Origin of the sequence: Pseudoflavonifractor sp. An184 (assembly GCF_002160305.1) — a bacterium.
Lineage (GTDB): Bacteria > Bacillota > Clostridia > Oscillospirales > Oscillospiraceae > Lawsonibacter > Lawsonibacter pullicola.
Genome location: NZ_NFKI01000020.1, coordinates 36,251 through 59,004, shown reverse-complemented (window position 1 = coordinate 59,004; position 22,754 = coordinate 36,251). Strand labels below are relative to the sequence as shown.

Annotated in this window: 20 protein-coding genes; 12 read left to right on the top strand and 8 right to left on the bottom strand. The window is 62.2% G+C overall.

The window, feature by feature from the left end:
* Positions 1–192 precede the first annotated feature (192 nt).
* The gene (locus B5F19_RS08595) at positions 193–1,029 is read left to right on the top strand and encodes a formate/nitrite transporter family protein (protein WP_087289693.1); all 837 of its coding nucleotides are present in this window, start codon (positions 193–195) and stop codon (positions 1,027–1,029) included.
* A gap of 69 nt (positions 1,030–1,098) precedes the next feature.
* Here the strand turns inward: B5F19_RS08595 and B5F19_RS08590 are convergent, their stop codons facing one another.
* The 5 genes from B5F19_RS08590 to B5F19_RS08570 all read right to left on the bottom strand — a co-directional run bounded on the left by B5F19_RS08590 (position 1,099) and on the right by B5F19_RS08570 (position 6,528).
* Positions 1,099–2,160 carry a helix-turn-helix transcriptional regulator gene (locus B5F19_RS08590; RefSeq protein ID WP_087289692.1) on the bottom strand — a complete coding sequence of 354 codons (1,062 nt, stop codon included), beginning with the start codon at positions 2,158–2,160 and terminating at the stop codon, positions 1,099–1,101.
* A 146-nt stretch (positions 2,161–2,306) separates the two neighbouring features.
* Complete coding sequence (locus B5F19_RS08585) at positions 2,307–3,728, bottom strand: TraB/GumN family protein (RefSeq protein WP_242972748.1); 1,422 nt, start codon at positions 3,726–3,728, stop codon at positions 2,307–2,309.
* Positions 3,729–3,889: 161 nt separating this feature from the next.
* Entirely contained in the window at positions 3,890–4,975 is a 1,086-nt protein-coding gene (locus B5F19_RS08580) for a hypothetical protein (RefSeq protein ID WP_087289691.1), read from the bottom strand.
* A gap of 70 nt (positions 4,976–5,045) precedes the next feature.
* Positions 5,046–6,023: an SPFH domain-containing protein gene (locus B5F19_RS08575; RefSeq protein ID WP_087289690.1), complete on the bottom strand. Its 978-nt coding sequence runs from the start codon at positions 6,021–6,023 to the stop codon at positions 5,046–5,048.
* A gap of 76 nt (positions 6,024–6,099) precedes the next feature.
* Complete coding sequence (locus B5F19_RS08570) at positions 6,100–6,528, bottom strand: NfeD family protein (RefSeq protein ID WP_087289689.1); 429 nt, start codon at positions 6,526–6,528, stop codon at positions 6,100–6,102.
* Positions 6,529–6,902: 374 nt separating this feature from the next.
* Between B5F19_RS08570 and B5F19_RS08565 the strand changes: the two genes are divergently transcribed.
* From B5F19_RS08565 to B5F19_RS08525, 9 genes are all read left to right on the top strand, one after another.
* Positions 6,903–8,021, top strand: coding sequence for a class I SAM-dependent RNA methyltransferase (locus B5F19_RS08565; protein ID WP_087289688.1), 1,119 nt, complete (start codon positions 6,903–6,905; stop codon positions 8,019–8,021).
* Complete coding sequence (locus B5F19_RS08560) at positions 7,948–9,000, top strand: diacylglycerol kinase family protein (protein ID WP_242972747.1); 1,053 nt, start codon at positions 7,948–7,950, stop codon at positions 8,998–9,000. The genes B5F19_RS08565 and B5F19_RS08560 overlap by 74 nt, the downstream gene beginning before the upstream one ends.
* 188 nt (positions 9,001–9,188) lie before the next feature.
* Positions 9,189–9,473 (top strand): co-chaperone GroES, encoded by a 285-nt coding sequence (locus B5F19_RS08555; protein WP_087289687.1) that lies wholly within the window; start codon positions 9,189–9,191, stop codon positions 9,471–9,473.
* A gap of 390 nt (positions 9,474–9,863) precedes the next feature.
* On the top strand, positions 9,864–11,492 hold the full coding sequence (groL, locus tag B5F19_RS08550; protein WP_087289686.1) for a chaperonin GroEL: 1,629 nt from the start codon (positions 9,864–9,866) through the stop codon (positions 11,490–11,492).
* A gap of 755 nt (positions 11,493–12,247) precedes the next feature.
* Positions 12,248–12,454, top strand: a complete 207-nt coding sequence (locus tag B5F19_RS08545; RefSeq protein ID WP_087289685.1) for an alpha/beta-type small acid-soluble spore protein — start codon at positions 12,248–12,250, stop codon at positions 12,452–12,454.
* Between the two features lie 357 nt (positions 12,455–12,811).
* Positions 12,812–13,696 (top strand): transporter substrate-binding domain-containing protein, encoded by an 885-nt coding sequence (locus tag B5F19_RS08540; RefSeq protein WP_087289684.1) that lies wholly within the window; start codon positions 12,812–12,814, stop codon positions 13,694–13,696.
* 101 nt (positions 13,697–13,797) lie between these two features.
* Positions 13,798–14,580, top strand: coding sequence for an amino acid ABC transporter permease (locus B5F19_RS08535; RefSeq protein ID WP_087289683.1), 783 nt, complete (start codon positions 13,798–13,800; stop codon positions 14,578–14,580).
* Between the two features lie 13 nt (positions 14,581–14,593).
* A complete protein-coding gene (locus B5F19_RS08530) occupies positions 14,594–15,379 on the top strand; it encodes an amino acid ABC transporter ATP-binding protein (RefSeq protein ID WP_087289682.1) in 786 nt (261 codons plus the stop codon).
* A 112-nt stretch (positions 15,380–15,491) separates the two neighbouring features.
* The gene (locus B5F19_RS08525; RefSeq protein ID WP_087289681.1) at positions 15,492–17,078 is read left to right on the top strand and encodes an amidohydrolase; all 1,587 of its coding nucleotides are present in this window, start codon (positions 15,492–15,494) and stop codon (positions 17,076–17,078) included.
* A 205-nt stretch (positions 17,079–17,283) separates the two neighbouring features.
* Here the strand turns inward: B5F19_RS08525 and B5F19_RS08520 are convergent, their stop codons facing one another.
* On the bottom strand, positions 17,284–18,573 hold the full coding sequence (locus B5F19_RS08520) for an O-acetylhomoserine aminocarboxypropyltransferase/cysteine synthase family protein (protein ID WP_242972746.1): 1,290 nt from the start codon (positions 18,571–18,573) through the stop codon (positions 17,284–17,286).
* A gap of 333 nt (positions 18,574–18,906) precedes the next feature.
* Here B5F19_RS08520 and B5F19_RS08515 point away from each other — a divergent pair, with 333 nt between their 5' ends.
* Positions 18,907–19,566, top strand: a complete 660-nt coding sequence (locus tag B5F19_RS08515) for a lysoplasmalogenase family protein (RefSeq protein ID WP_162612549.1) — start codon at positions 18,907–18,909, stop codon at positions 19,564–19,566.
* A gap of 11 nt (positions 19,567–19,577) precedes the next feature.
* Positions 19,578–20,303 (top strand): TIGR01906 family membrane protein, encoded by a 726-nt coding sequence (locus tag B5F19_RS08510; RefSeq protein ID WP_087289678.1) that lies wholly within the window; start codon positions 19,578–19,580, stop codon positions 20,301–20,303.
* Between the two features lie 701 nt (positions 20,304–21,004).
* Here B5F19_RS08510 and B5F19_RS08505 read toward each other — a convergent pair.
* Positions 21,005–21,613, bottom strand: a complete 609-nt coding sequence (locus B5F19_RS08505) for a helix-turn-helix domain-containing protein (RefSeq protein ID WP_087289677.1) — start codon at positions 21,611–21,613, stop codon at positions 21,005–21,007.
* Positions 21,614–21,792: 179 nt separating this feature from the next.
* Positions 21,793–22,731, bottom strand: coding sequence for an AEC family transporter (locus tag B5F19_RS08500; protein WP_162612548.1), 939 nt, complete (start codon positions 22,729–22,731; stop codon positions 21,793–21,795).
* Positions 22,732–22,754: the final 23 nt, after the last annotated feature.

The window sequence follows — 22,754 nt, the reverse complement described above, 5'->3', positions numbered from 1 at the left end:
AAGGCATTCAGGGCATTCGATCCCACTCGAGGCGGGCTGCCGCCCCCTCGAGCTCCCCCGCCAACACTCGGGCGGATTCGTCTGAACAGAGGTTTTTCGACAAGCTGAGGCGGGGAACCAGTTCCCCGCCTTCCCTTTTACACAAAATCCGATGGGAAAGGAGTGTACCCTGCCTCAAACAGGGAAACAAATATGGAGCGTCTCTATCTCACCCCGGGGGAAATGATCGCCGCTTACAGCGCGGCGGGCCGGGGAAAGCTGAACCGCCCGACAGCCAGCCTCCTGCTGCTGGGCATTCTGGCGGGAGCCATCATCGCGGTGGCCGGCGCCGCCACCAACACCGCCGCCTACGGCATTGCGGACACCTGGACTCTCCGGACGGTCTGCGCCCTGCTGTTCCCCTTCGGCCTGGGGCTGGTGGTGGTCACCGGGTCGGAGCTGTTCACCGGCAACTGCATGCTGCCCATCACCCTGCTGGACGGGAGCGGGACAGTGGGACAGCTGCTGCGAAATTGGGCGCTGTCCTACCTGGGTAACATCCTGGGGGCCGGACTGGTGGCGGCGCTGTGCGTTTTCTGCGGCCAGCTGGACTACTCCGCCGGGGCTCTGGCGGTGTACACCATCCGGGTGGGGGCCGCCAAGTGCGCCATGTCCTTTGGAAACGCCTTCGGCCTGGGGATTCTATGCAACTTCCTGGTGTGTCTGGGGGTGCTGGCCGCCAACTCCGCCAAGGACACCGCCGGACGGCTGCTGGGGGCCTATCTGCCGGTGTGCTTCTTTGTGCTGTGCGGCTTTGAGCACTGCATCGCCAACCTCTACTACATCGGAGCCGCTCTGATGGCCGCAACCGTGCCGGAGTACGCGGCTCTGGCTGTGGAGGCGGGGGTGGATCTGTCCTCCCTCACCCTGGCGGGAGCGGCCGCCAACCTGATCCCGGTCACCCTGGGCAATCTGGCGGGGGGTCTGGGTGTGGGTCTGCTCCTGTGGTACTGCCATACCCAGGCGGAGAAGAAAACCGCCGCCCGCTGAACAAACCCGAATCAATAAAAGCCGTGGGAACGCAAGGAAAGGCGTCTCCCACGGCTTTTTGTCTGAACGTCAGGTGACCTCGTTTCGGTACCGCTGAATCAGCTCCGCGTACCCCGGCGTCTCCCGGAGAAAGACGCACTCCGGGTCCCGCTCCATGCTGTCCAGGATGGGCGGGATCAGGGCGCGCTGATCCTCCCCCACCGCATCCTTGGTGGGCAGGTGGGGGTAGAGGGGGGAGGCGGCCAGGTCCCAGGGCACCGTCAGGCTGTGGAGCAGCCGGTCCAGCAGCTCCAGAGCTCTGGGCCCGTCCTGTTCCGCCGCCGCCATCTGGAAGGGGGTGGAGAGCACCGCGTAGTCGGACAGATCAAAGACCTCCCCGGAGCGGACGGCGGCGCCGGCCAGAATGTGGGCCCGCTCCCGGTCCCCCTCCTCCAGGGCCCAGTCGATCATGGACAGCAAAGTGGTCTGAATGCTGTGGGCCCGGTCGAACAGCTCCTGCTCCAGGAATACCCAGGCCTCCTCCCGCCGCCCCTGGGCCCAGCGCAGGCGGGCCTTGAGCTCTCGTTTCTCCCGGTGGGCGTCGGACAGCTGACCCAGCAGCTCCTCCGCCCGGTCCAGCTCCCCGGTCTTCACACAGCGGGAGGCCAGGGCGTAAGTGGACCACTCCCGCACCTGGGGGTCGGCGCTGCGGACGCACCGCTCATAGAGGGCGGTGACCTCCGCCTCCTGCGCCTGCCGCTCCGGGCCGCCGGCCTCCGGCTGGAGGGCCAGGACGCCCGCCAGCATGCCCGCTACGTTGTAGGCCAGCTTGTCGCTGTTAGGGTACTCCCGCAGCTTGTCCCGGGCCATCTGGAAGGCGGCCCCGCAGCCCGCCTCCTGACTGGCCTCGTACAGCTGGTTCAAAAACAGCCCGATCTCCTGGTCGGTCAGGTCCTCCTGAAAGGACAGCAGGGTGTTCAGGTCCACCCCCAGGGTCCGGGCCAGGGCGGGCAGCAGGGTGACGTCCGGGTAGTTCAGATTCCGCTCCCACTCGTTTACCGCCGGGGCGGACACCCCCAGCTTCTGGGCCAGCTGCTCCTGGGTCAGGCCCAGGGCCTGCCGCCGGGTGCGGATCACCTCGTTGAGCTTCATGGCGCTCCCTCCTTCTCTCTGCCCCTATCCTAACAGAGTTTGCGCCAATGCACAACGGAGCGTTGGGAAAGAAAGCCGGACCGGACGTTAACCAGCAGTTAAAAAATCCCGGCCAGATGGCCGGGATTGGGATGTATTGAGAAAGTTCAGGGGTTGGGGACAACCTCCACGGTATAGCCCTGGTCGATGAGGCCCTGGACGATGCCGGTGCCGCCCACCATGTGCCCGGCGCCCACCACCATCAGTCCGGTGTGAGAGCCCTCCTGGCTCAGGTAGTCGGCGGCGTACCGGATCATGCCCGGGTCCCGGTCGGTGAAGAGCTTGCTGTTGAGCTCGTCGTCGCTCTCCAGGATGGCCTCTTTGTTATAGATCTTCTCAAAGCCGGCCACGTCCCGGTTCTTCCAGGTCTCCATCATGGCGCTGATCTGGTCGACCTGGGCCTGGATGGCCTCCTGGGTGGCGGGCTCCAGGGCCTCCTCCCCCAGCACGGCCACCAGGGCGTCCCGGGTCTCCTGGTCCACGGTGTTCACGTCCACGGCCATCAGCAGGCCGCTGGCTAAATAGGTCTCCTGGTACGCGGGGGACAGGTTATCGAAGATGCCGCCCTGGAAGGCGTAGGTCTCCACCGCGTCGATGGGGATGCCGGCGTTGGCCGCCTTGGCGTTGACGTACAGGTCCACCGCCATGGCGTTGGAGCTGGTGGTCTCGTCCACCGTGGCCAGGGACTGGAAGGAGGTGGCCAGAGCCCAGGCCTTGTACTGGGCGATGGCCTGCTCGTCCATTCCCAGCTGGGCGGCCACCTTCACCGTGGCCTGGTACAGCTCCGGGGAGACGTGGTCGGCCAGAGTGGTGCCGTCGGAGTACACCTGCATGGCGGCAAACTCGGCGATCTGGGCCTGGTCGTTGAAGTCCAGCTCAAAGGTCACCTGGTCCGCGTTCAGGATGATGTCCCGCAGCTGCTTGTGGAAGGGGTAGGTGTTGTTCACGTCGGTGTGGATGCTTCCCAGCAGGTACAGGGTGTTGCCCTCCCCGTTGTCCGCCTTCCACAGCAGGCCCAGGGAACCGGCGTTCTGCTGGTCGTACAGGTTGAGAATCAGGCTGTCGGCCATGGCGGCGGCCTCCAGCAGGGTGCAGGGCTCCTCCAGGCGCAGGCTGGAGCCGTCGCCGGCCAGGGCGCCCACCGAGGTCATAAACTCCTCCGCCCCCGCCTCGATGCCGGGGAAGGCGTAGGCGGCCGCCTCCTGGTACAGGGCGTTGACCACGCCGCCCCGGGTGGTGTCGATGACCAGGCCCTCCTCAGCGGCAGGGCGGGTCTCCACCTCCAGCAGGGCCAGCTTGCCGGCCACCACCTTAGTCATGGTATCCAGCTGTTCTGTGGTCACGGTCTGGCTGTGCTGGGTGTAGATCTCGTCTCCAAACAGCCCCAGGGAGTAGCCGTCGGCCAGCATGCCGTAGGACCAGGCGGGCAGGGGGGCCGCCTCCTGAGCGGCGGGCTCCGCCGCCAGGGCGGTCTGGGTGCCGCCCAGCATACCCAGGGCCAGCAGCAGGCTGATAAGTTTCTTTTTCACGTGCATCTTCCTTTCTCCGGGTCTCCGGAATCGTTCCGGAAAGATATTTTCATTGTAGCAGTGGACCATGGAAAGTCAAATAAAGATTTCCTTAAAAATTCCTGGACCCTTGTAGGTATTCCGACAGGCGGTCCCAGGGGGCGGGTTTGTTGTGTGTCTGGTCATTGCTCCCGCATCTGAGGCACGGCCCAGGGGTACAGCACGTCCTCCAGCCCGATGTAGTCCACCCCCCAGATACTGGTGGGCTCCTGTCCGGGCAGAGCTCCCGCCGGATAACACACCACCAGCTCATCCGGTTCAAAGGACAGATAGGACCACTGAAAATATTCCTCCATAGCCTGGGCCTTCTGCCCGACGGCCTGAGTCCCGGCCACGATGGCTGCGATGGCCTCCGCCTGTCCCACCGAGAACAGGTCCTGGTTGGGAATGTGCTCCCCGGTCTCCTTGTCAAAGGCGTCGGTAAACTGGTGCTCCGTGATCTCCTGCTCCCGGACCGGAAGGATCACGGTGGTGCGAAAGTAGTACACCCCGGGGGCGGTGGCGGCCCACCCCACCCGCTGTTCCACCAGAAAGTTGGAAAACTGTTCCGGGTCCTCCGACTGCCGGAAGGCCTGATAGGCCCGCTCCACCACCTCCTGGATGTCGTATAAGGAGCCCCGCTCCTGGTAATAGGCGGCGACCCCCTCCAGCAGGGCGGAGGGAAGCGCCGTGAGCGGGGTGTCCCCCTCCACATAGTAAGTGGGAAAATCCATATCCTGGGGGCGCTCCCGGAGTAGTTCCGTCCCGCCGGACAGGCGGTAGGACCGGTCCCCCCAGAAGTCCACCCAGATTTCCGCCTCCGTTCCGTCGGAGAGGGTGAGGAACTCCGGAAGACGGATCTCATCCACCGTCAAAAAATCCGCCGTGCCGGCGTCGGAAAACTCCGTGCCGTTCCGGGCAGTAAGGGAACCCGGCCCCGCCTCCGGACTGAGGTAGACGGTCACCTCCATGCCCAGGGGGTCTTCCCAGACCTCAGCTGGGGAAAGTTCCGCTGCCGCCGGAGGGAGCGCCCACTGGGTTGCCTCGTCCCAAAGCACACCCTCCTGCTCCCCATCCCCGATGTCCAGAATCAGAGCAGAGGGGAGACCGTCCGCCCCCCGCTGGACCTCCGCCACCCGGCCCCGGAGGCAGGACTCATCCTCACTGCCGCCGCAGGCGCTCAGGGGAAGCAGAAGGAGCGCGGCCAGCAGAAAGCACCATTTCTTCATGTGGTTCACTCCTATCAGGGTTTGAAAAAGGGCCGCCTCTGCTGGGGCGGCCCTTGCTTCTGTCAGGAAGTTACTGCTTGGGGACGGTCTTGGTGATGGTGGCCTTGGGGTCCTCGGTGTCAAACACCGTCTTGGCCGCGGCGGCCAGACCGGCCAGCCCCTGAATCTCGCTGGGGACAATGATCTTGGTGGCCTTGCCGTTGGCGGCGGCGGTAAAGGCCTCCAGAGCCTTGATTTTCAGGACGCCGTCGCCGGGGTTGGCCTCGTTGATGAGCTTGATGGCGTCGGCGGTGGCCTGCTGCACCTTCATGATGGCCTCAGCCTGAGCCTCGGCCTCCAGGATTTTGGCCTGCTTGGCGCCCTCGGCCTGGAGAATGGCGGCCTGCTTCTCGGCGTCGGCCCGCAGGATGGCGGACTGCTTCTCGCCCTCGGCCACCAGGATCTGGGACTGCTTCTGGCCCTCGGCCTGGAGGATAGCCTCGCGGCGCTCCCGCTCGGCCCGCATCTGCTTCTCCATGGACTCCTGAATGTCCCGGGGAGGCATGATGTTCTTCAGCTCCACCCGGTTGACCTTGATGCCCCAGCTGTCGGTGGCCTCATCCAGGATGGCCCGCATCTGGGTGTTGATGTGGTCACGGCTGGTGAGGGACTGGTCCAGCTCCAGGTCGCCGATGATGTTCCGCAGGGTGGTGGCGGTGAGGTTCTCAATGGCCCCCATGGGGTTCTCCACGCCGTAGGTATACAGGCGGGGGTCGGTGATCTGGAAGTAGATGACGGTGTCGATCTGCATGGTCACGTTATCCTTGGTAATGACGGGCTGGGGCGGGAAATCCACCACCTGCTCCTTCAGGGACACGTTCTTGGCCACCCGCTCAATGAAGGGGATCTTGAAGTGGAGGCCCACGCCCCACACGGTCTGGAACGCGCCCAGCCGTTCAATGACGAAGGCCCGGGACTGCTGGACCACGCGGATGTTGGCGGCCAGCACGGCCAGCACAAGGACAATCACAACGACGGGGACGATAAAGGCAACAATATTGTCTAACATGATCTCCGCTCCTTACTTTAAATAATGATTTAAAAATGCTGTGGATTGTGATACATTTGGAAATTCAGTCTTTGCCTCACACAGGTTCGACAATGACTTTGACGCCTTGGATTTTCAGGACCCGGACCTCTTGACCGGCAGGGATCACGCCGTCGGCCTGGCTGCTGCGGGCGCTCCAAACCTGCCCGGAGAGATTGACCAGGCCCTTGCCGGCGATGTTGTTGATCTCCTCGGTGACCAGTCCGGTGGTCCCCAGCACCCGGTCCGCGTTGGTGGCGGAGTAGTTGGGCTTGAGCAGCTTCTGGGCGATGGGCCGGAGGAGGGCCATGGAGATGGCGGACAGGACCACAAAGGTGATGAACTGCGGCCAGAATCCAAAGCCCAGGCTGCTGACGATCAGGGCGCCCAGAGAGCCCAGGGCAAACCAGATGGAGGTGAGGCCCACCGTCACAGCTTCCCCGACGCCGAACAGGATCAGGGCGGCCAGCCAAAATATAGGTTGCATATGCGGCTCCTTTCTTCAAAATTTTGCATTGGAAGGAACTTGTTTTGCTCTGCCTCCAGCCGTCCAGGTCCGCTTCGGAGCTCCAGTCTCGGCCACACGTCCTATTTTGCTGGCTGCACCATTATAATACCACAAGATTCGTGTTTTTTCCACAGCGGTTTTGTAAGGTTTTTTTAAGATTTTGGCCGTTTTGCACCTCCGCGGGGCCCCCGGCTCATCCGCTCGCATCCGCGCGGGGCCGCGCTTTCGTTTTCGAGCCCGGACAAAGTTTCCCGGGGGAATTGCGAACGGGCCTGTTTTCCAGTATACTGAGGGGGAATCAGAAACATACGCCGGCAGGACGCCCTCGTCCGGCGTTTCAGGAGGTTTCCCCCATGTCTCAAGAGCTGACTTTTTCCGTCCCCACCCTGTTCGGGGTGGAGGGCCTGACCGCCGATGAACTGCGCCGCCTGGGCCTGGACCAGGTCCGGGCGGAGAACGGGCGGGTGTTCTGCCAGGGCGCCGCCCTGGACCTCGCCCGTCTGAATTTGAACCTGCGCACCGGGGAGCGGGTGCTGCTGGTGCTGGGCTCCTTCCCGGCCGCCGACTTCGACGCCCTGTTTGAGGGCACCCGGGCCCTGCCCTGGGAGCGCTTCATTCCCCGGGAGGGCCAGTTCCCGGTGAAGGGCCACAGCCTCAACTCCGCCCTCCACTCGGTGCCCGCCTGCCAGTCCATTGTCAAGAAGGCCATCGCCGCCCGGCTGGGGGCCAAGTACGGCCTGAACACCCTGCCGGAGACCGGGGCCCTCTATCAGGTGCAGTTCTCCATCATGGGGGACGAGGCCGTCCTGATGCTGGACACCTCCGGGGCGGGGCTCCACAAGCGGGGCTACCGGGCCCAGGGGGTGGCCGCCCCCCTGCGGGAGACCCTGGCGGCGGCCATGGTGATCCTGTCCCGGTACCGGGGGCGGGACCCCCTCTGCGACCCCTTCTGCGGGTCGGGGACCATCCCCATCGAGGCCGCCCTCATCGCCAAAAACCGGGCCCCCGGCCTGAACCGAACCTTCTCCGCCCAGAAGTGGGCCTTCGTGGACAAGAAGCTGTGGCTCCAGGCGGCGGACGAGGCCATGGATAAGGAGTTCCATGGGGACTATGAGATCTGGGGCGGGGACCTGGACCCGGCGGCGGTGGAGCTGGCCCGGCACAACGCCGCCCTGGCCGAGGTGGACGACGTGGTCCGCTTCGACGTGGACGACGCCCGCACCTTCCACTGGGGCGGGCTGTACGGCCGGGTGGTCACCAATCCCCCCTACGGCGAGCGGATCATGGAGCGGAGGGAGGCCGAGGAGCTCTACCGGGCCTTCGGCAGGGCCTGGAGTAAATTCCCCGAGGGCTGGAAGCTGTACCTGCTCTCCTCCCACACCGAGTTTGAGCGCACCTTTGGCAAGAAAGCGGACAAAAAGCGCAAACTCTATAACGGCATGCTCAAGTGCGATCTGTTTATGTATTTGTAACGATGCGCGCCTAGCCGCCGCAGGCGGCCGGACGCGGGGAAAGGGGGCGTCTGTCATCCGCCATATTTTTATCATCAACCCCGCCGCCGGGAAGCGGGAGACCACCCGGCGGCTGGAGGAACAGCTCTCCCGGCTGAGCGTTCCCCACGAGGTCTTCTATACCCGGGAGGCGGGGGAGGCCAGAAAAATCGCGGAGCGGGCCGCCGCGGCGGGTGTAGCCGCCCGGCTCTACGCCTGCGGCGGGGACGGCACCCTCAACGAGGTGGTGAACGGGGCGGCGGGCCACGATTTCCTGGCGGTGACCAACGTGCCCAAGGGGACGGGCAACGACTTCCTCAAGCTGTTCGGCCCCCGGTACCGGGAGCGCTTCTCCGATCTGGAGGCCCTGGCCGCCGGTCCTCAGACGGCCTTTGACCTGATGGACTGCAACGGGAAGCTGGGGCTGGACGTGGTGTGCGCCGGGGTGGACGCCCGCATCGCCGCCGGTGTGCACCGGTACAAGCGGCTGAGGGGCGTCTCCGGCCGGTGGGCCTACCTGCTCTCTCTGGCGGAGCAGGTGTTCCTCCGGGGGATCACCCGCCCCATGACGGTGGAGATGGGAGCGCGGCGCTGGGAGGAGGCCCCCACCGCCGTGCTGTGCATCTGCAATGGCCGGCACTACGGGGGCGGATTCATGCCGGTGGGGGACGCCATGCCGGATGACGGGATTCTGGACGCGCTGCGGGCGGGGGATGTGGGCCTGCCCACCTTTCTGCGCCTGGTTGGGAAGTATGCCAAGGGACTTTATTGGAAATACCCCCAGTGGATCGACTCGTATCACGGCCGGGAGGTGTCCTTCTCCGCCCAAGCGCCCATCACCGTGGTGGTGGACGGGGAGGTCATGGAGGACACCCGCTTTACCGTCCGCCTGTCCGAAAAGCGGGTGAACTTTTTCTACCCGGCCGGCCTGTCCTACCAGCCGGAAAAACGTCGGAATTAGCACTGGCCACGTTTGTTTGTGAACAAAGAGTAAATTCTCCCCCGCTGATCTCAAATTTTTTGAAATTGGGGGTTGATTTTTTTCTTTGACAAGGGTATTATGAGAACTGTGGTTAGCACTTAGAACGAAAGAGTGCTAAAGCTAATGAACTTTGTTTATTCCAATCATCATATAAGGAGGAACCTGTTATGAAACTCAAACCCCTCGCAGACCGCGTTGTTGTCAAGCTGGTAGAGGCCGAGGAGACCACCAAGGGCGGCATTATCCTCACCGGCGCCGCCAAGGAGAAGCCCGAAGTGGCCGAGGTCCTGGCCGTCGGCCCCGGCGGCATGGTGGACGGCAAGGAGGTCACCATGACCGTGAAGGTGGGCGACAAGGTCATCACCAGCAAGTACGCCGGCACCCAGGTCAAGGTGGACGGCGAAGAAGTCACCATCGTCCGTCAGAACGACATTCTGGCCATTGTCGAGTAAGGCCGCGGAGATGAATCTGTAAGCCGTCCACCTTGGGGCCCCATCGCAGATGGGGCGGCGCGGTAAGCGCCGGAGGCCGGCGGAATTCACTTCCGACGGCCGCAGGTCAAATTCCAAGGGGCCCCCACGAAACCTTGTTTCGTGGGAAGGACGGCGAAGAGGTGACTATCGTCCGTCAGAACGATATTCTCGCCATTGTCGAGTAAACTCGACAATAGCAGATAGGAGATAGAAGTGAGAAGATAGGAGTTGTGGTGTGCGCCAAAGGCGCACCAATTTGAATCTCGTCCGGCTTTGCCGGACACCAAAACTCCTATCTCCTATCTCATCATTCCTATCTGAACATTCCTGATCGTATTTGAATTTCTCTCAATTTGGAGGTAATGCGTTATGGCTAAAATCATTTGCTACGGCGAGGAGGCCCGCAAGGCTCTGGAGAAGGGCGTGGACCAGCTGGCCGACACCGTGAAGATCACTCTGGGTCCCAAGGGCCGCAACGTGGTGCTGGACAAGAAGTTCGGCGCTCCCCTCATCACCAACGACGGCGTGACCATCGCCAAGGAGATCGAGCTGGAGGACCCCTTTGAGAACATGGGCGCCCAGCTGGTGAAGGAGGTCTCCACCAAGACCAACGACGTGGCCGGCGACGGCACCACTTCCGCCACCCTGCTGGCTCAGGCCATTGTGAAGGAGGGCCTGAAGAACCTGGCCGCCGGCGCCAACCCCATGATCATGAAGAAGGGCATCGCCAAGGCCACCGCCGCCGCCATTGAGGCCATGAAGGCCAACAGCCAGAAGGTGAACGGTTCCGCCGACATCGCCCGGGTAGGCGCTGTCTCCTCCGGCGACGAGACCATCGGCCAGCTGATCTCCGAGGCCATGGAGAAGGTGGGCCACGACGGCGTCATCACCATCGAGGAGTCCAAGACCGCCGAGACCTACTCCGAGGTGGTCGAGGGCATGCAGTTCGACCGGGGCTACATCACCCCCTATATGGTCACCGACACCGAGAAGATGGAGGCCAACCTGGACGACGCCCTCATCCTCATCACCGATAAGAAGATCTCCAACATCCAGGAGCTGCTGCCTCTGCTGGAGCAGGTGGTTCAGGCCGGCAAGAAGCTGCTGATCATTGCCGAGGACGTGGAGGGCGACGCCCTGTCCACCCTGATCGTCAACCGTCTGCGCGGCACCCTGAACGTGGTGTGCGTCAAGGCCCCCGGCTTCGGCGACCGCCGCAAGGAGATGCTTCAGGATATCGCCATCCTCACCGGCGGCCAGGTCATCTCCGCCGACGTGGGCCTGGAGCTGAAGGAGGCCACTCTGGCTCAGCTGGGCCAGGCCCGTCAGGTGAAGGTCACCAAGGAGAACACCACCATCGTCAACGGCGCCGGCAGCTCCGAGGACATCAAGGCCCGTGTGGCTCAGATCAAGAGCCAGATCGAGGTCACCACTTCCGACTACGACCGTGAGAAGCTCCAGGAGCGCCTGGCCAAGCTGGCCGGCGGCGTGGCTGTCATCAAGGTTGGCGCTGCCACCGAGGTGGAGATGAAGGAGAAGAAGCTGCGCATCGAGGACGCTTTGAACGCCACCCGCGCCGCTGTGGAAGAGGGCATTGTGGCCGGCGGCGGCACCGCCTACCTGAACGCCATCCCCGCCGTGGAGAAGCTGATGGCCGAGGCCGAGGGCGACGAGAAGACCGGCATGCAGATCATCGCCCGGGCGCTCACCGCTCCCGTAAAGCAGATCGCCGCCAACGCCGGCATCGACGGCTCCGTGGTTCTGGAGAAGATCAAGGAGTCCGGCAAGACCGGCTACGGCTTCGACGCCTACAACGAGGTCTACTGCGACATGATCCCCTCCGGCATCGTGGACCCCACCAAGGTGACCCGTTCCGCTCTGGAGAACGCCGCCTCCATCGCCAGCACCCTGCTGACCACCGAGGCCCTGGTCGCCGACAAGCCCCAGCCCCCCGCTCCCGCCGCTCCCGCCAACCCCGATATGGGCGGCATGTACTAAGCAATACGCTTTCAAAGCCCCACGGCCCTGTGCCGTGGGGCTTTTTGCAGGCTGGGGCTTGTGGGCGAAGCCGTGAGTGAGCTTTGCCCGCCGGATCGATGAGAGGGATATGAAATCCGCGACGACGCGGCCCCCCGCTCCCGCCGCTTCCGCCAACCCCGATATGGGCGGCATGTATTGATCAATGCCACAAACCCTTGGAATGATAAGGTCTCAGCGTAAGGAAAGATGGCTCTGCCGAACTTACGCCACAGACGAAGCGTATGATAGGGTGAGAGCAGGACGGCGCTCACGGTTTATGCGGGTGTCGGCCTTTTTGTTTATGCCAGTCAGGCACGCTCAGTGCTTCTCCTTAACATTTGTCTATGATCGGAACTTCTGCGTCCTGTTTGAAAATTGGAGATGTGTCGAACTGCGAGGAATTTTTTGCCGGACAAGGTGATTCGACGCGGCAAGCCTTGGCGGACTGCGGGGAATATCAACGCAGGGTGGCGGAACAGACCTCGCTGCTTAGGCAGGCCGACATGTTTTATACAGGGACTAGGCGCGCTGTGAAGCAAATCGGAAAGACAGGACCTGAAACCTGCCAATTCCGCGCCGTGGTACGGCCGCTGCTCCCTAATGCATGGAAAAATGACGAAAACAGGAAATCCGGATGGCGCATAGAAGCGTTTGCGGGGGACAAGATAGACGCGGATGTTCCATCCAAGGCAATATCCAACACCAAGACAAAAAGAAAAGGAGAGACAAAAATTATGTCTAGCAACGGTAACAGCAGCAACAAGCTGGTTGTCCCCAGTGCACGCGAGGCCATGAACAAGTTCAAGATGGAGGCCGCCAATGAGGTGGGCGTCACCCTGAAGCAGGGCTACAACGGCGATCTGACCAGCAAGCAGGCCGGCTCTGTGGGCGGCCAGATGGTCAAGAAGATGATCGAGTCCTACGAGAACGGCCTGAAGTAAGCGCTTCAAGCTGGGCATAAGCCCGCCTATGACTAGGTGAGCGCAGCCGGGTATGCCATCCCCAAGAGGGGGAGAGCTGTCATTTGGAGCTGGACGATCAACTCTCATGACAGGTTTCCTCTGTCCGGGATGGACATGCCCGGCTTTTTCTGCTAGGATAGCAGTGTTTGTTCTGCTTTGAAGCGGATGAATGAAAACGTCTAATTCTCACAAAAACCACACGAAATTTTTGGTGGAAACAGAAAAGACTTTTGGGGGCCGGAAATAATTCTTTACAATATTACATTAGCGTGCTAAAATGTGAAAGCAAGAAGGGGGTATTCCCCGACCTTACCACATGATTTGGAGGTTTGAACGATGAAAAAGACTCTGTCTCTTGCACTTGCTTTGACAATGGCACTCTCCCTCGCCGCCTGCGGCAACAGCGGCGGTTCTTCTTCCTCTGCTCCCGCAGACGCCTCCGGCAGCTCCAGCCAGGCGAACAGCAGCACTTCCAGCAGTTCCGCCAACACCGAGAGCGACCTGGCTTATGTTCAGGAGCAGGGAACCCTGTACGTTGGTATTACCAACTTTGCGCCAATGGACTATAAGGAAGAAGGAAGCGATGAGTGGATTGGTTTTGATGCTGATATGGCCAAGGCCTTTGCTGAGAGCTTGGGCGTAAATGTGGAATTCCAGGAGATCACCTGGGACTATAAGGTTCAGGAGTTGGAATCCAAGACCATTGACTGCGTTTGGAATGGCATGACCATCAACGATGAGGTCACTGCTGCGATGAGTGTCTCCAATCCCTACTGCACCAACTATCAAGTGTTGGTCTATCCTGCGGACAGAGCTGCTGAGTTTGAGAATTTGACTTCTCTGGAGGGGCTGTATGTGGCCGTAGAGTCCGGCTCTGCCGGCGAGGATGCTGCAGAGGCCCTGGGTGCTACCACTGTTCCGGTTCAGTCCCAGGCCAACACCCTCATGGAGGTACAGTCTGGCAACTCTGATGCCGCTGTTATTGATGTACTTATGGCTGCCGAGATGACTGGCGAGGGCACCAGTTACGCCGACCTGGTTTACAGCATGAACCTTAACGAGGCGCAGGGTCTGGAATCCGAAAACTATGGTGTGGGTTTCCGCAAGGGCTCTGATTTGGTGGACGCGTTTAACAATTTCTGGACCCAGGCTGTAGCCGACGGCACTGTGCTGGAGGTGGCCACCACCTACGGCCTTCAGGATGCCGTTATCCTGGAGTAAGCTACTGATGCAACTGAACCCTCAGAAAGCAGAGAGCGTATTCGCTCTCTGCTTTTGAGCGGTATTGGTCCCACTATTAAAGACAGAGAGGACGACTCCCAATGGTCGAGTTTTTTCAATCATCGGTGACCCAGACTGTACTGGCGGCGCTGAACCAAGGTTTTGTAGTTACTTTGGAGCTGTTTTTTGTTACTCTGATTGGGGCATTGCCTTTAGGGTTGGTCATTGCCTTCGGTTCCATGAATCGCTGGGCACCGCTGGCGCGCCCCACCCGTTGGGTGTTGTTCCGTCATGGGCGGGAGCCTGGCAAAGTGGCCCTTGCACTTATTTCATTTCGGCCTATTAGTATGGTTACCAGAGTGCTGGTCTGGATTGTCCGGGGCACGCCTTTGATTCTTCAGATCATTGCCATATACTATGTTCCCGGCTTGGTTCTGGAAGGCGGGAGCCCCTGGCCCCGGGGCGAGATCGGGCGGATGACAGCTGTGTGTGCGGCCTTCGTTGTGAATTATGCCTTCTATTTCTCTGAAATCTACCGGGGCGGTATCCAAGGCGTGCCTGCGGGGCAAAACGAGGCAGGTTTGGTCCTGGGAATGACAAAAAGGCAAATATTCTTCAAGGTCACCCTGCTTCAGATGATCAAGCGGATCGTCCCCCCCATGTCTAATGAGATTATTACGCTGGTGAAGGACACCTCCCTGGCACGGGCCATTGCCTTGCAGGAGGTTATTTGGGCAGCTGAATCCTTTATGAAAGGCAATCAGGGCATCTCCGGCCTATGGTGGCCGCTGATGTTTACAGCTGTGTACTATCTGGCGTTCAGCGCCATTGTGACCATGGTGCTGGGACGGCTGGAAAAGAAGCTGGACTATTTCCGGGTATAAGGGGGACACGGATATGCCGATTTTGGAAGTACATAACATTGAAAAACACTTTGGTGATACCCGGGTTCTGGAGGACATTAGCTTTGATTTGGAGCAGGGCCAGGCCCTGGCGATTATCGGCTCCTCCGGCAGCGGCAAGACCACCCTGCTCCGGTGCCTGAACTTTTTGGAGACTCCAAACCAGGGCCGCATCGCGGTAAATGGTGAGGTTATCTTCGATGCAGAGGACCCGGCCACCCAGAAGGAGAGTGAGGTGCGAAAGAAGCGCCTCCACTTCGGCCTGGTGTTCCAGTCCTTCAACCTGTTCCCCCAGTACACCGCCCTGAAAAACGTCACCCTGGCCAAGGAACTGCTGGCCCAGGAGCAGCCCGACTATAAGAGCCGGAAGAAAGAAATTCTGGCGGAGATCGAGGCGGAGGGCCGGGAATTATTGGCCAAAATGGGGCTGGCCGACCGGGCGGGGCACTACCCCCACCAGCTCTCCGGCGGGCAGCAGCAGCGGGTGGCCATCGCCCGGGCTCTGGCCCTCCATCCGGATATCCTCTGCTTTGACGAGCCCACCTCCGCCCTGGACCCGGAGCTCACCGGCGAGGTGCTGAAGGTCATCCGGGGTCTGGCGGAGCAGAAGACCACCATGATCATCGTCACCCACGAGATGGCCTTCGCCCGGGACGTGGCCGACCAGGTAATCTTCATGGACGGCGGGGTCATCGTGGAGCAGGGCGACGCCCGGCAGGTGATCGAGAACCCCCAGCAGGAGCGCACCCGTCAGTTCCTGTCCCGGTACTCCGAAAATTGACGGCCAGACAAAACGCGGACCGTTTTTATGCGGTCCGCGTTTTTGAATTTCTCTGGCCTTTTTTCAAGAATCCTGTATAATGGGAACTACCAAGATGCAGGAGGAGAGCGACATGCGCAGACTTTGGTGCCACGGCAAGGTGGACTCTATGGCCCGCCCCACGCGCCGCTGTGAGGCCGTTGGGGTGGAGAACGAGACGATTGTATTTCTGGGGACCGACCAGGAGGCCCTGACCCAGAACTGGGATGAGATCATTGACCTGGAGGGGAGGCAGGTGCTCCCCGGCTTCTCGGACACCCACATGCACCTGCTCCACTATGTGCTGTTTCAGAAAAATCTGGCCCTGTTCGGGGTGGACTCCATCGAGTCCATCGTCCGCATGGGCCGGGAGCGGATCGCCCAAAACCATCCCCCCTGCCTGCTGGGCATGGGCTGGAACCAGGAGCACCTGGCGGAGGGCCGCATGCCCGAGCGGCGGGATCTGGACCGCATCTCCACCGAAATCCCCATCTGCCTGCTGCGGGTGTGCGCCCACATCGCCGCCTGCAACACCGCCATGGTGGAGCGGCTGACGGAGATCCGGGACCAGGTGCCCCCGGCGGTGTGGGAGAAGGTGGACGTGGCGCACGGCCTCCTCCGGGAGGAGGCCATGCGCCTCTACATGGAGATCATCCCCCCGGAGAGCGACCAGGAGATCCGGGACATGATCCGGAGAGGGGCGGCCGACCTGAACGCCGCCGGGATTACCTGCGTCCACTCCGACGACCTGCAGGTGCTCTCCGGGACCAGCCCCGCCCACCTGGTGGAGCTGTTCCGGGCGCTGGAGCGGGACGGGGAGCTCACCGTCCGGGTGTACGAGCAGTGCCTGGTGGAGCCGGAGGACTTTGAGGCCTTCCAGGTCCTGCGCAGCTCCCCGGAGGACCGGACCAGCCTGTTCCGCACCGGGCCCAGAAAACTGCTCCAGGACGGCTCCCTGGGGGCCAAATCGGCGGAGATGATTGCCGGCTATGTGGACGAGCCGGACAACCACGGTATCCCCATCCACACGGAAGAGGAGCTGTATCAGCTGATCCGGGCGGCACACCGGCAGCGGATGGACGTGGCCGTCCACGCCATCGGGGACCTGGCCCTGCAAAAGGTGTGCGACGCGGTGGAGCGGGTCCAGCGGGAGGACCCCTGGCCCCAGGCCCGCCACGGGGTGGTCCACGCCCAGACCACCTCCCCCGCCCTGCTGGAGCGGATGCAGAAATTAAACCTTCAAGCCTACATCCAGCCCATCTTCATTGAGGCGGACATGGAGGTCATTGCCCAGCGGGTGGGCGAGGCCCACGCCCGGGAGTGCTACAACTGGAAGTCCATGCTGGAGCTGGGGCTGCACGCCAGCGGCGGCTCCGACTGCCCCGTGGAGCCCTTTGACATCCTGGACAACCTGCGCGCGGCGGTGACCCGGCAGAACCGGGCGGGGACCAAGACCTATCTGCCTGAGCAGGCCCTTACCGTGGAGGAGGGGCTGCGGCTGTTCACCTCGGACGCCGCCTGGGCCTGCCGGGACGAGGAGGTCCGGGGCACCCTGGAGGTGGGCAGGCTGGCCGACCTGGTGGTGCTGGACGGGGACCTGTTCCACATGGACCCGGCGGACTTCCCAAAGGTGAAGGTCGTGGAGACGGTGCTCAACGGAAAAACGGTTTTTCGTGCATAAAACAAGATCGGCGCGGCCCGGATGGGCCGCGCCGCAATTTGTCGGAAAACCTGCGCGGAATAAAACCCGCCTGAGACAGGGCGGGGGAGCTCGAGGGGGCAGCCGCCCGCCTCGGATGGGATCAAATGCCCCGGAAGCCTTGCTGTGCAAGGCTTCCGGCAAGCGAAGCGAGGACTTTTGCGCCGCAGTGCGGCGCCGCATGTATTTACACGGATTCCAGGGCCTGCGCCAGGTCGGCCAGCAGGTCGTCCCCGTGCTCGGTGCCGATGGACAGCCGGACGGTGCCGGGGAGAATCCCCTGCTCCGCCTGCTCCTCCGGGGGCAGCTGGGCGTGGGTGGTGGTGGCCGGGTGGATGACCAGGCTCTTGGAGTCGGCCACGTTGGCCAGCAGGGAGAACAGCTTCAGGTGGTCAATGAAGCGGAAGGCCCCCTCCTGTCCCCCCTTCAGGTCCACAGTGAAGATGGAGCCGCCGCCCCGGGGGAAGTACCGCCGGTACAGGCCGTGGTCCGGGTGGTCCGGGAGGGAGGGGTGGTTGACTCGCTCCACCTTGGGGTGGTGGGAGAGATACTCCACCACCTTCCGGGTGTTCCCGGCGTGGCGGTCCAGGCGGAGGGACAGGGTCTCGATCCCCTGGAGGAGGAGAAAGGCGTTGAAGGGGGAGATGGCCGCCCCGGTGTCCCGCAGCAGGATGGCCCGGATGTAGGCGGTCAGGGCGGCGGGACCGGCGGCGTCCGCGAAGCAGACCCCGTGGTAGCTGGGGTTGGGGGAACCGATGGGGGAAAAGCGGCCGGAGGCCTTCCAGTCAAAGATTCCCCCGTCCACAATGATTCCACCCAGGGTGGTGCCGTGGCCCCCTAAAAATTTGGTGGCGGAGTGAACCACCACGTCGGCCCCGTGTTCGATGGGCCGGATGAAGTAGGGGGTGCCGAAGGTGTTGTCCACCACCAGGGGGACGCCGCGGCGGTGGGCGATGGCGGCGATGGCGTCCAGGTCGGGGAGGTCGCTGTTGGGGTTGCCCAGGGTCTCCAGGTAGACCGCCTTGGTGTTGGGCCGGATGGCCCCTTCCACCTCCGCCAGGTTGTGGGCGTCCACAAAGGAGGCAGTGATCCCGAAGGGGGGCAGGGTGTTGGCCAGCAGGTTATAGGTGCCGCCGTAGATGGTCTTCTGGGCCACGATGTGGTCCCCCGCCTGGGCCAGAGCCTGGATGGTATAGGTGATGGCGGCGGCGCCGGAGGCCACCGCCAGGGCGGCGCTTCCCCCCTCCAGGGCGGCCATCCGCCGCTCCAGCACCTCCTGGGTGGGATTGGTGAGGCGGCCGTAGATGTTGCCCGGCTCCTCCAGGGCAAAGCGGGCGGCGGCGTGGGCGGCGTCCGGGAAGACGTAGGCGGCGGTCTGATAGATGGGGACCGCCCGGGCGCCGGTGGCCGGGTCGGGGTTCTCCTGTCCGGCGTGGAGCTGGAGGGTTTCGAAGCGATAGGAGAAGTTGTGAGCCATGGGAAGCATCCTTTCTGTGTTCGGAAGATAGCGGAACGCCGCGGCGGTGTGTTTCCGGCAGTATACCACCAAAAACCAATTCGGTCAATAGGTAATAAAGAGAAAGATTGTGCTGCCCTACGGCATTTTTGTAATCATCTCAAGCGGCGCCCGGAAGTCCTCCTCGATTGTCTCTCAGGCACGCATTCCATGCAGTGGGGCTCTGGGGGTGGAGAAGCTCCCTGGCTTTTCCGCCAAGACCGCCTTTCCACGCCGCCTCGCCTTGTTTTTCCCCGAAACCTGTGCTATCATGACCGTATGCCTGGGATGTGCCAGGCGGAAAGAGGTTCTGGTATGAACGATCTGCGCCGTCCCGGCGTGCTGCCCTTTCTCCTGGCGGAGGCAGTCCTCTACGGGACGTTTCTGTGGCGGGATCTGTCCCCCGGCGGCCCCGGCTCCACACCGGTCAAATATGCGGCCATTCTGTCGTGCGCCCTGTTCTCCCTGCTGTGGGCCTTGTTTGGGGGCGGGGACCGGCTGACGGCCCTGGCCCTGGTCCTCACCGGGGCGGCGGACACTTTTCTGCTGGAGCTGGACGCCCACTACGCCGCGGGCGTGCTGCTGTTCTGCGGGGTGCAGCTGTGCTACTTTCTCCGGCTGTATCCCAAGAAGCGGCGGAGTCTGTGGGGGGCCCGGCTGGGGCTGTTCCTGCTGTCTCTGGCGGCGCTGCGATTCCTGGGGCTGCTCACTGCTCTGAACGTCCTGGCCCTCTTTTACTTCTCCAACTTCTTGTGCAACGCCCTGCTCAGCCTGGGCTGCCCGGGGCGGCGGGCGCGGATCTTCTCCGCCGGCCTGTGCCTGTTCCTGTGCTGTGACCTGTGCGTGGCCGCCTATCAATTTCCAGGTTCCCTTCCGGACGCGGTTTTCCAGGCTGCCCGGGTGGGGATGTGGCTGTTTTATCTGCCGGGACAGGTGCTTATCGCCCTGTCCGGGCTGCCGGAATCTTTGACCTGAGGTGACTGATCTTGAAATCCAGCAAACCGCTCTCTCTGCTGACCGCCCTGGCCACCGCCGTGCTGGTGCTGTCCGGGTCCATCGCCGTGCCCATCCTGTGCCGGCCCTTCTACTACGCCCACATTGAGGCCATGTCCATGCCCGAGTACACCGGACTGACGGTGGACCAGATCAAGCAGGCCTTTGATGAGATGCTGGACTTCTGCCTGGGCCTGCGGCAGGACTTCTCCGTGGGGGTGCTCCCCTGGTCGGAGTCGGGCCGGGACCACTTTGCCGACGTGCGTGTGCTGTTCCAGCTGGACCTGGTGCTGCTGGTTCTGTCGGCGGCGGCCCTTGTGCTCCTGTTTCTCTTTGCCCGGAAGCGCCGGCTCACTCCCGCCCGCCTGCTGGGCCGCGGGCCGGGATTCTGGGCCGCGGCGGGATTGGCCGCCGTCTTTCTGGCGGTGGGCGCCCTGGCCGCCACGGATTTTGACCGGGCCTTCGTGATCTTCCACTCCATTTTCTTCCCGGGTAAGACCAACTGGATCTTCGATTGGCGCACCGACCCCATTATCCTCCTGCTTCCGGAGGACTTTTTCCGCAACTGTGCCATTCTGATTCTGGTCCTGCTGGTATTCTGGTGTGCGGTTCTGATCGCGGCGGACCTGCTGGCGGGCCGCCGGAGGAAGAGACAGGCGGTTCCACCCGCCTGCCCAGGCTGTTCCGGCGGAGCGGGCCAGGGAGACGCCTGCAAGTGATTTTCAAAAATCCTGCAAAAAGATTTGTAATTTCCTCTAAAACCAGTTGACAAATCCGGGGTCGAGTGCTATATTATAGCCAGAAAGGGTGATACCAATGTGGTAAGAAACCTGGACCCCAGATGTCACCGGATTCGGCGGCTGAGATTGAAATAAAGAAGTTCGATTGAGAAAGGCGCGGAAAGGAAAGAAAATTTTCGGAACCCAAGCAGTGATTTCCTAAGTGTAACCCAAGAATCCTGAAAGACCCCTGGAACGCAGAAAACACGGAAGCAGACCAAAGGAAATTCAAGGTTCCCAGGCACCAAGAAGTAACTGTCCCATTCAGTTCCAAGCAACGCGCGCCGGCCGGAGAAGAACATCTGGACCCCACTCCAAAACTCCACAGAATGCCGCAAGAAGGACGAAATCGCGCAACAGAACAGGACCTCATGTGTGAGGGGTGCAGCTCAGAGGAGCGCAGAAGAACGAGTTGAACGCAGGATGGAAACTTGCAGGCGGAACGTGTGGAATTGGAGAATCTGCAGAAAGAGAGGTAACCATATGATGTTAGATAACAAGAAGCACCAGAAATAACCCCTGATTGTCAGAACCACGGAAGACGATCAGGGGTTATTTCTTTTGCCTCTTGGGATGCGGCGGAAGTGCGCCGGCTCCGGAAAAACCCGGGGCCGCCCCTTTGCGGCAGCCCCGGGAAAGCATCATTTGGTCAATACCTTTTTGTGATATCCCCGCTGTCCGCAGCGGGGACATTTCATGCTCCGGCTCCGTCCGATGTGCGGGGCCAGCACCACCGCCCGCATGGTGGGGATATACCGGGCGCCGCAGTGGGGACACTCATAGTAGCCCGCGTCGTGCTCGATGCGCAGGGCATAGGCGATGGCCGCTACCAGGATCGCCAGCCCGGTGAGCACCAGCGCCAGCCGCCATGCCAGCATCTCCACCGCGAAGACAGCGGCAAATATCATAACCAGATAGTTGACCGTGGCCGAGGCGGCGATCACCGTCTCCAGAGAGAGGAGCTTTTTGTTCTGCTCCGCCTCCTGGCGCTGCAGCTCCAGCAGGTGCTTTTCCGCTTGTTCCTGATACCGCTCCATGTCCATCCGCGCCCCGGTCAGGAGCTCATTGACATTGATATGGAGAAGCCCGCACAGCTCCAGCATCAGGGATGGGTCCGGCATATTTTTTCCAGTCTCCCATTTGGAGACCGCCCGGTCTGTGATCCCCAGCTTCTCCCCCAGGGCGGCCTGGGTGTAGCCGGCCTCTTTCCGGCATGCGGCGATGAACGCGCCGATTTTTTCCTGATCCATGGGCGCCCCTCCTTTCTGACCTGAGCATACGATTTCCAGAACCGAATCACCACATACCATCGGTTGAGCTCCGTCTGTCCGCGGGCGCCGGCCGCTCAACCAGCGGTTGAATTGGGCGGAACAGTATGGAATTGGGGTGGGATGAAACCCTGCGGGGACGGTCTAAACTAGGGGCGGCCTCACAGCAGCAGGGAGATCAGCGGGATGGTGACCAGACACAGCAGGCTGGACAGAAATACCGCCTCAGAGGCAAACTGGGTGTCGCCCCCGTAGGTCTCCGCCAGAATGGAGGTGACGGCGGGGGAGGGCGTGGCCATGATGATCAGGGTGACGCCGATGACCAGAGGGTCCTCCACCGGGAGAAGCATCAGAATCAACCAGGTGAGCAGCGGCAGGAACAGCAGGCGCAGAAAGGCGGAGGAGAGGACGTCCCGGTTCCGGAGCAGGGCGGAGACGCTTCCGCCGGTGAGGTTCATGCCGATGATCAGCATGGACAGCGGAGTGGTCACGTCGGCCAGATAGGTGAGCGGGGTGTCGATCACCTCGGGAATGGGAATCTGGGCGGCATAGAGGATGAGCCCCAGCAGGGTGGCCCCGTTGACCACCGTGAGCAGGATGGACCGCCAGGAGACCGGGGGCGCATCCCCGGAGGCGCTGCGGTCCATGCAGATGAGGGTGGCCCCGGTGGTGTAGGCCAGCAGGTTGAAGGGGATGCCCAAAAAGACGGCCAGGGCCAGCCCCTCCTCCCCAAAGAGGGCCAGGGCGATGGGAAAGCCCATAAAGCCGTTGTTGTTAAAGGCGCAGGCGAAGGTCCACAGTCCCCGCCGCTCCCTGGTGACGCGGAACGGCCGGGCCAGCAGGGCGCTGATGACTCCGTACAGGATGTAGAGGGCCAGGCCCAGGACCACCTCCAGCAGCCCGGTGCGGAGAAAGGCGGGATCGTAGGGCCGCACCAGGGAGGTGAAGATGGTGGCGGGCATGGTGACATTCATCAGCAGGCTGCTGAGCATCTTGGAGGCGGAGGCGGGCAGTACGCGGAGCCGGACAGTCCCATAGCCCACCCCAATGAGCAGAAACAGCCCAAACAGATTGGAAAACACATCCCGAATGTCCAGCATGGCGTTGCGCCCCTCTTCCTCAG

Coding starts and splice junctions, on each gene's coding strand:
- B5F19_RS08575 (WP_087289690.1), bottom strand. CDS start 6,023: ATGTTAGACAATATTGTTGCCTTTATCGTCCCCGTCGTTGTGATTGTC.
- B5F19_RS08515 (WP_162612549.1), top strand. CDS start 18,907: ATGAACGATCTGCGCCGTCCCGGCGTGCTGCCCTTTCTCCTGGCGGAG.
- B5F19_RS08565 (WP_087289688.1), top strand. CDS start 6,903: ATGTCTCAAGAGCTGACTTTTTCCGTCCCCACCCTGTTCGGGGTGGAG.
- B5F19_RS08570 (WP_087289689.1), bottom strand. CDS start 6,528: ATGCAACCTATATTTTGGCTGGCCGCCCTGATCCTGTTCGGCGTCGGG.
- B5F19_RS08525 (WP_087289681.1), top strand. CDS start 15,492: ATGCGCAGACTTTGGTGCCACGGCAAGGTGGACTCTATGGCCCGCCCC.
- B5F19_RS08545 (WP_087289685.1), top strand. CDS start 12,248: ATGTCTAGCAACGGTAACAGCAGCAACAAGCTGGTTGTCCCCAGTGCA.
- B5F19_RS08530 (WP_087289682.1), top strand. CDS start 14,594: ATGCCGATTTTGGAAGTACATAACATTGAAAAACACTTTGGTGATACC.
- B5F19_RS08500 (WP_162612548.1), bottom strand. CDS start 22,731: ATGCTGGACATTCGGGATGTGTTTTCCAATCTGTTTGGGCTGTTTCTG.
- B5F19_RS08505 (WP_087289677.1), bottom strand. CDS start 21,613: ATGGATCAGGAAAAAATCGGCGCGTTCATCGCCGCATGCCGGAAAGAG.
- B5F19_RS08590 (WP_087289692.1), bottom strand. CDS start 2,160: ATGAAGCTCAACGAGGTGATCCGCACCCGGCGGCAGGCCCTGGGCCTG.
- B5F19_RS08580 (WP_087289691.1), bottom strand. CDS start 4,975: ATGAAGAAATGGTGCTTTCTGCTGGCCGCGCTCCTTCTGCTTCCCCTG.
- B5F19_RS08595 (WP_087289693.1), top strand. CDS start 193: ATGGAGCGTCTCTATCTCACCCCGGGGGAAATGATCGCCGCTTACAGC.
- B5F19_RS08535 (WP_087289683.1), top strand. CDS start 13,798: ATGGTCGAGTTTTTTCAATCATCGGTGACCCAGACTGTACTGGCGGCG.
- groL (WP_087289686.1), top strand. CDS start 9,864: ATGGCTAAAATCATTTGCTACGGCGAGGAGGCCCGCAAGGCTCTGGAG.
- B5F19_RS08540 (WP_087289684.1), top strand. CDS start 12,812: ATGAAAAAGACTCTGTCTCTTGCACTTGCTTTGACAATGGCACTCTCC.
- B5F19_RS08520 (WP_242972746.1), bottom strand. CDS start 18,573: ATGGCTCACAACTTCTCCTATCGCTTCGAAACCCTCCAGCTCCACGCC.
- B5F19_RS08555 (WP_087289687.1), top strand. CDS start 9,189: ATGAAACTCAAACCCCTCGCAGACCGCGTTGTTGTCAAGCTGGTAGAG.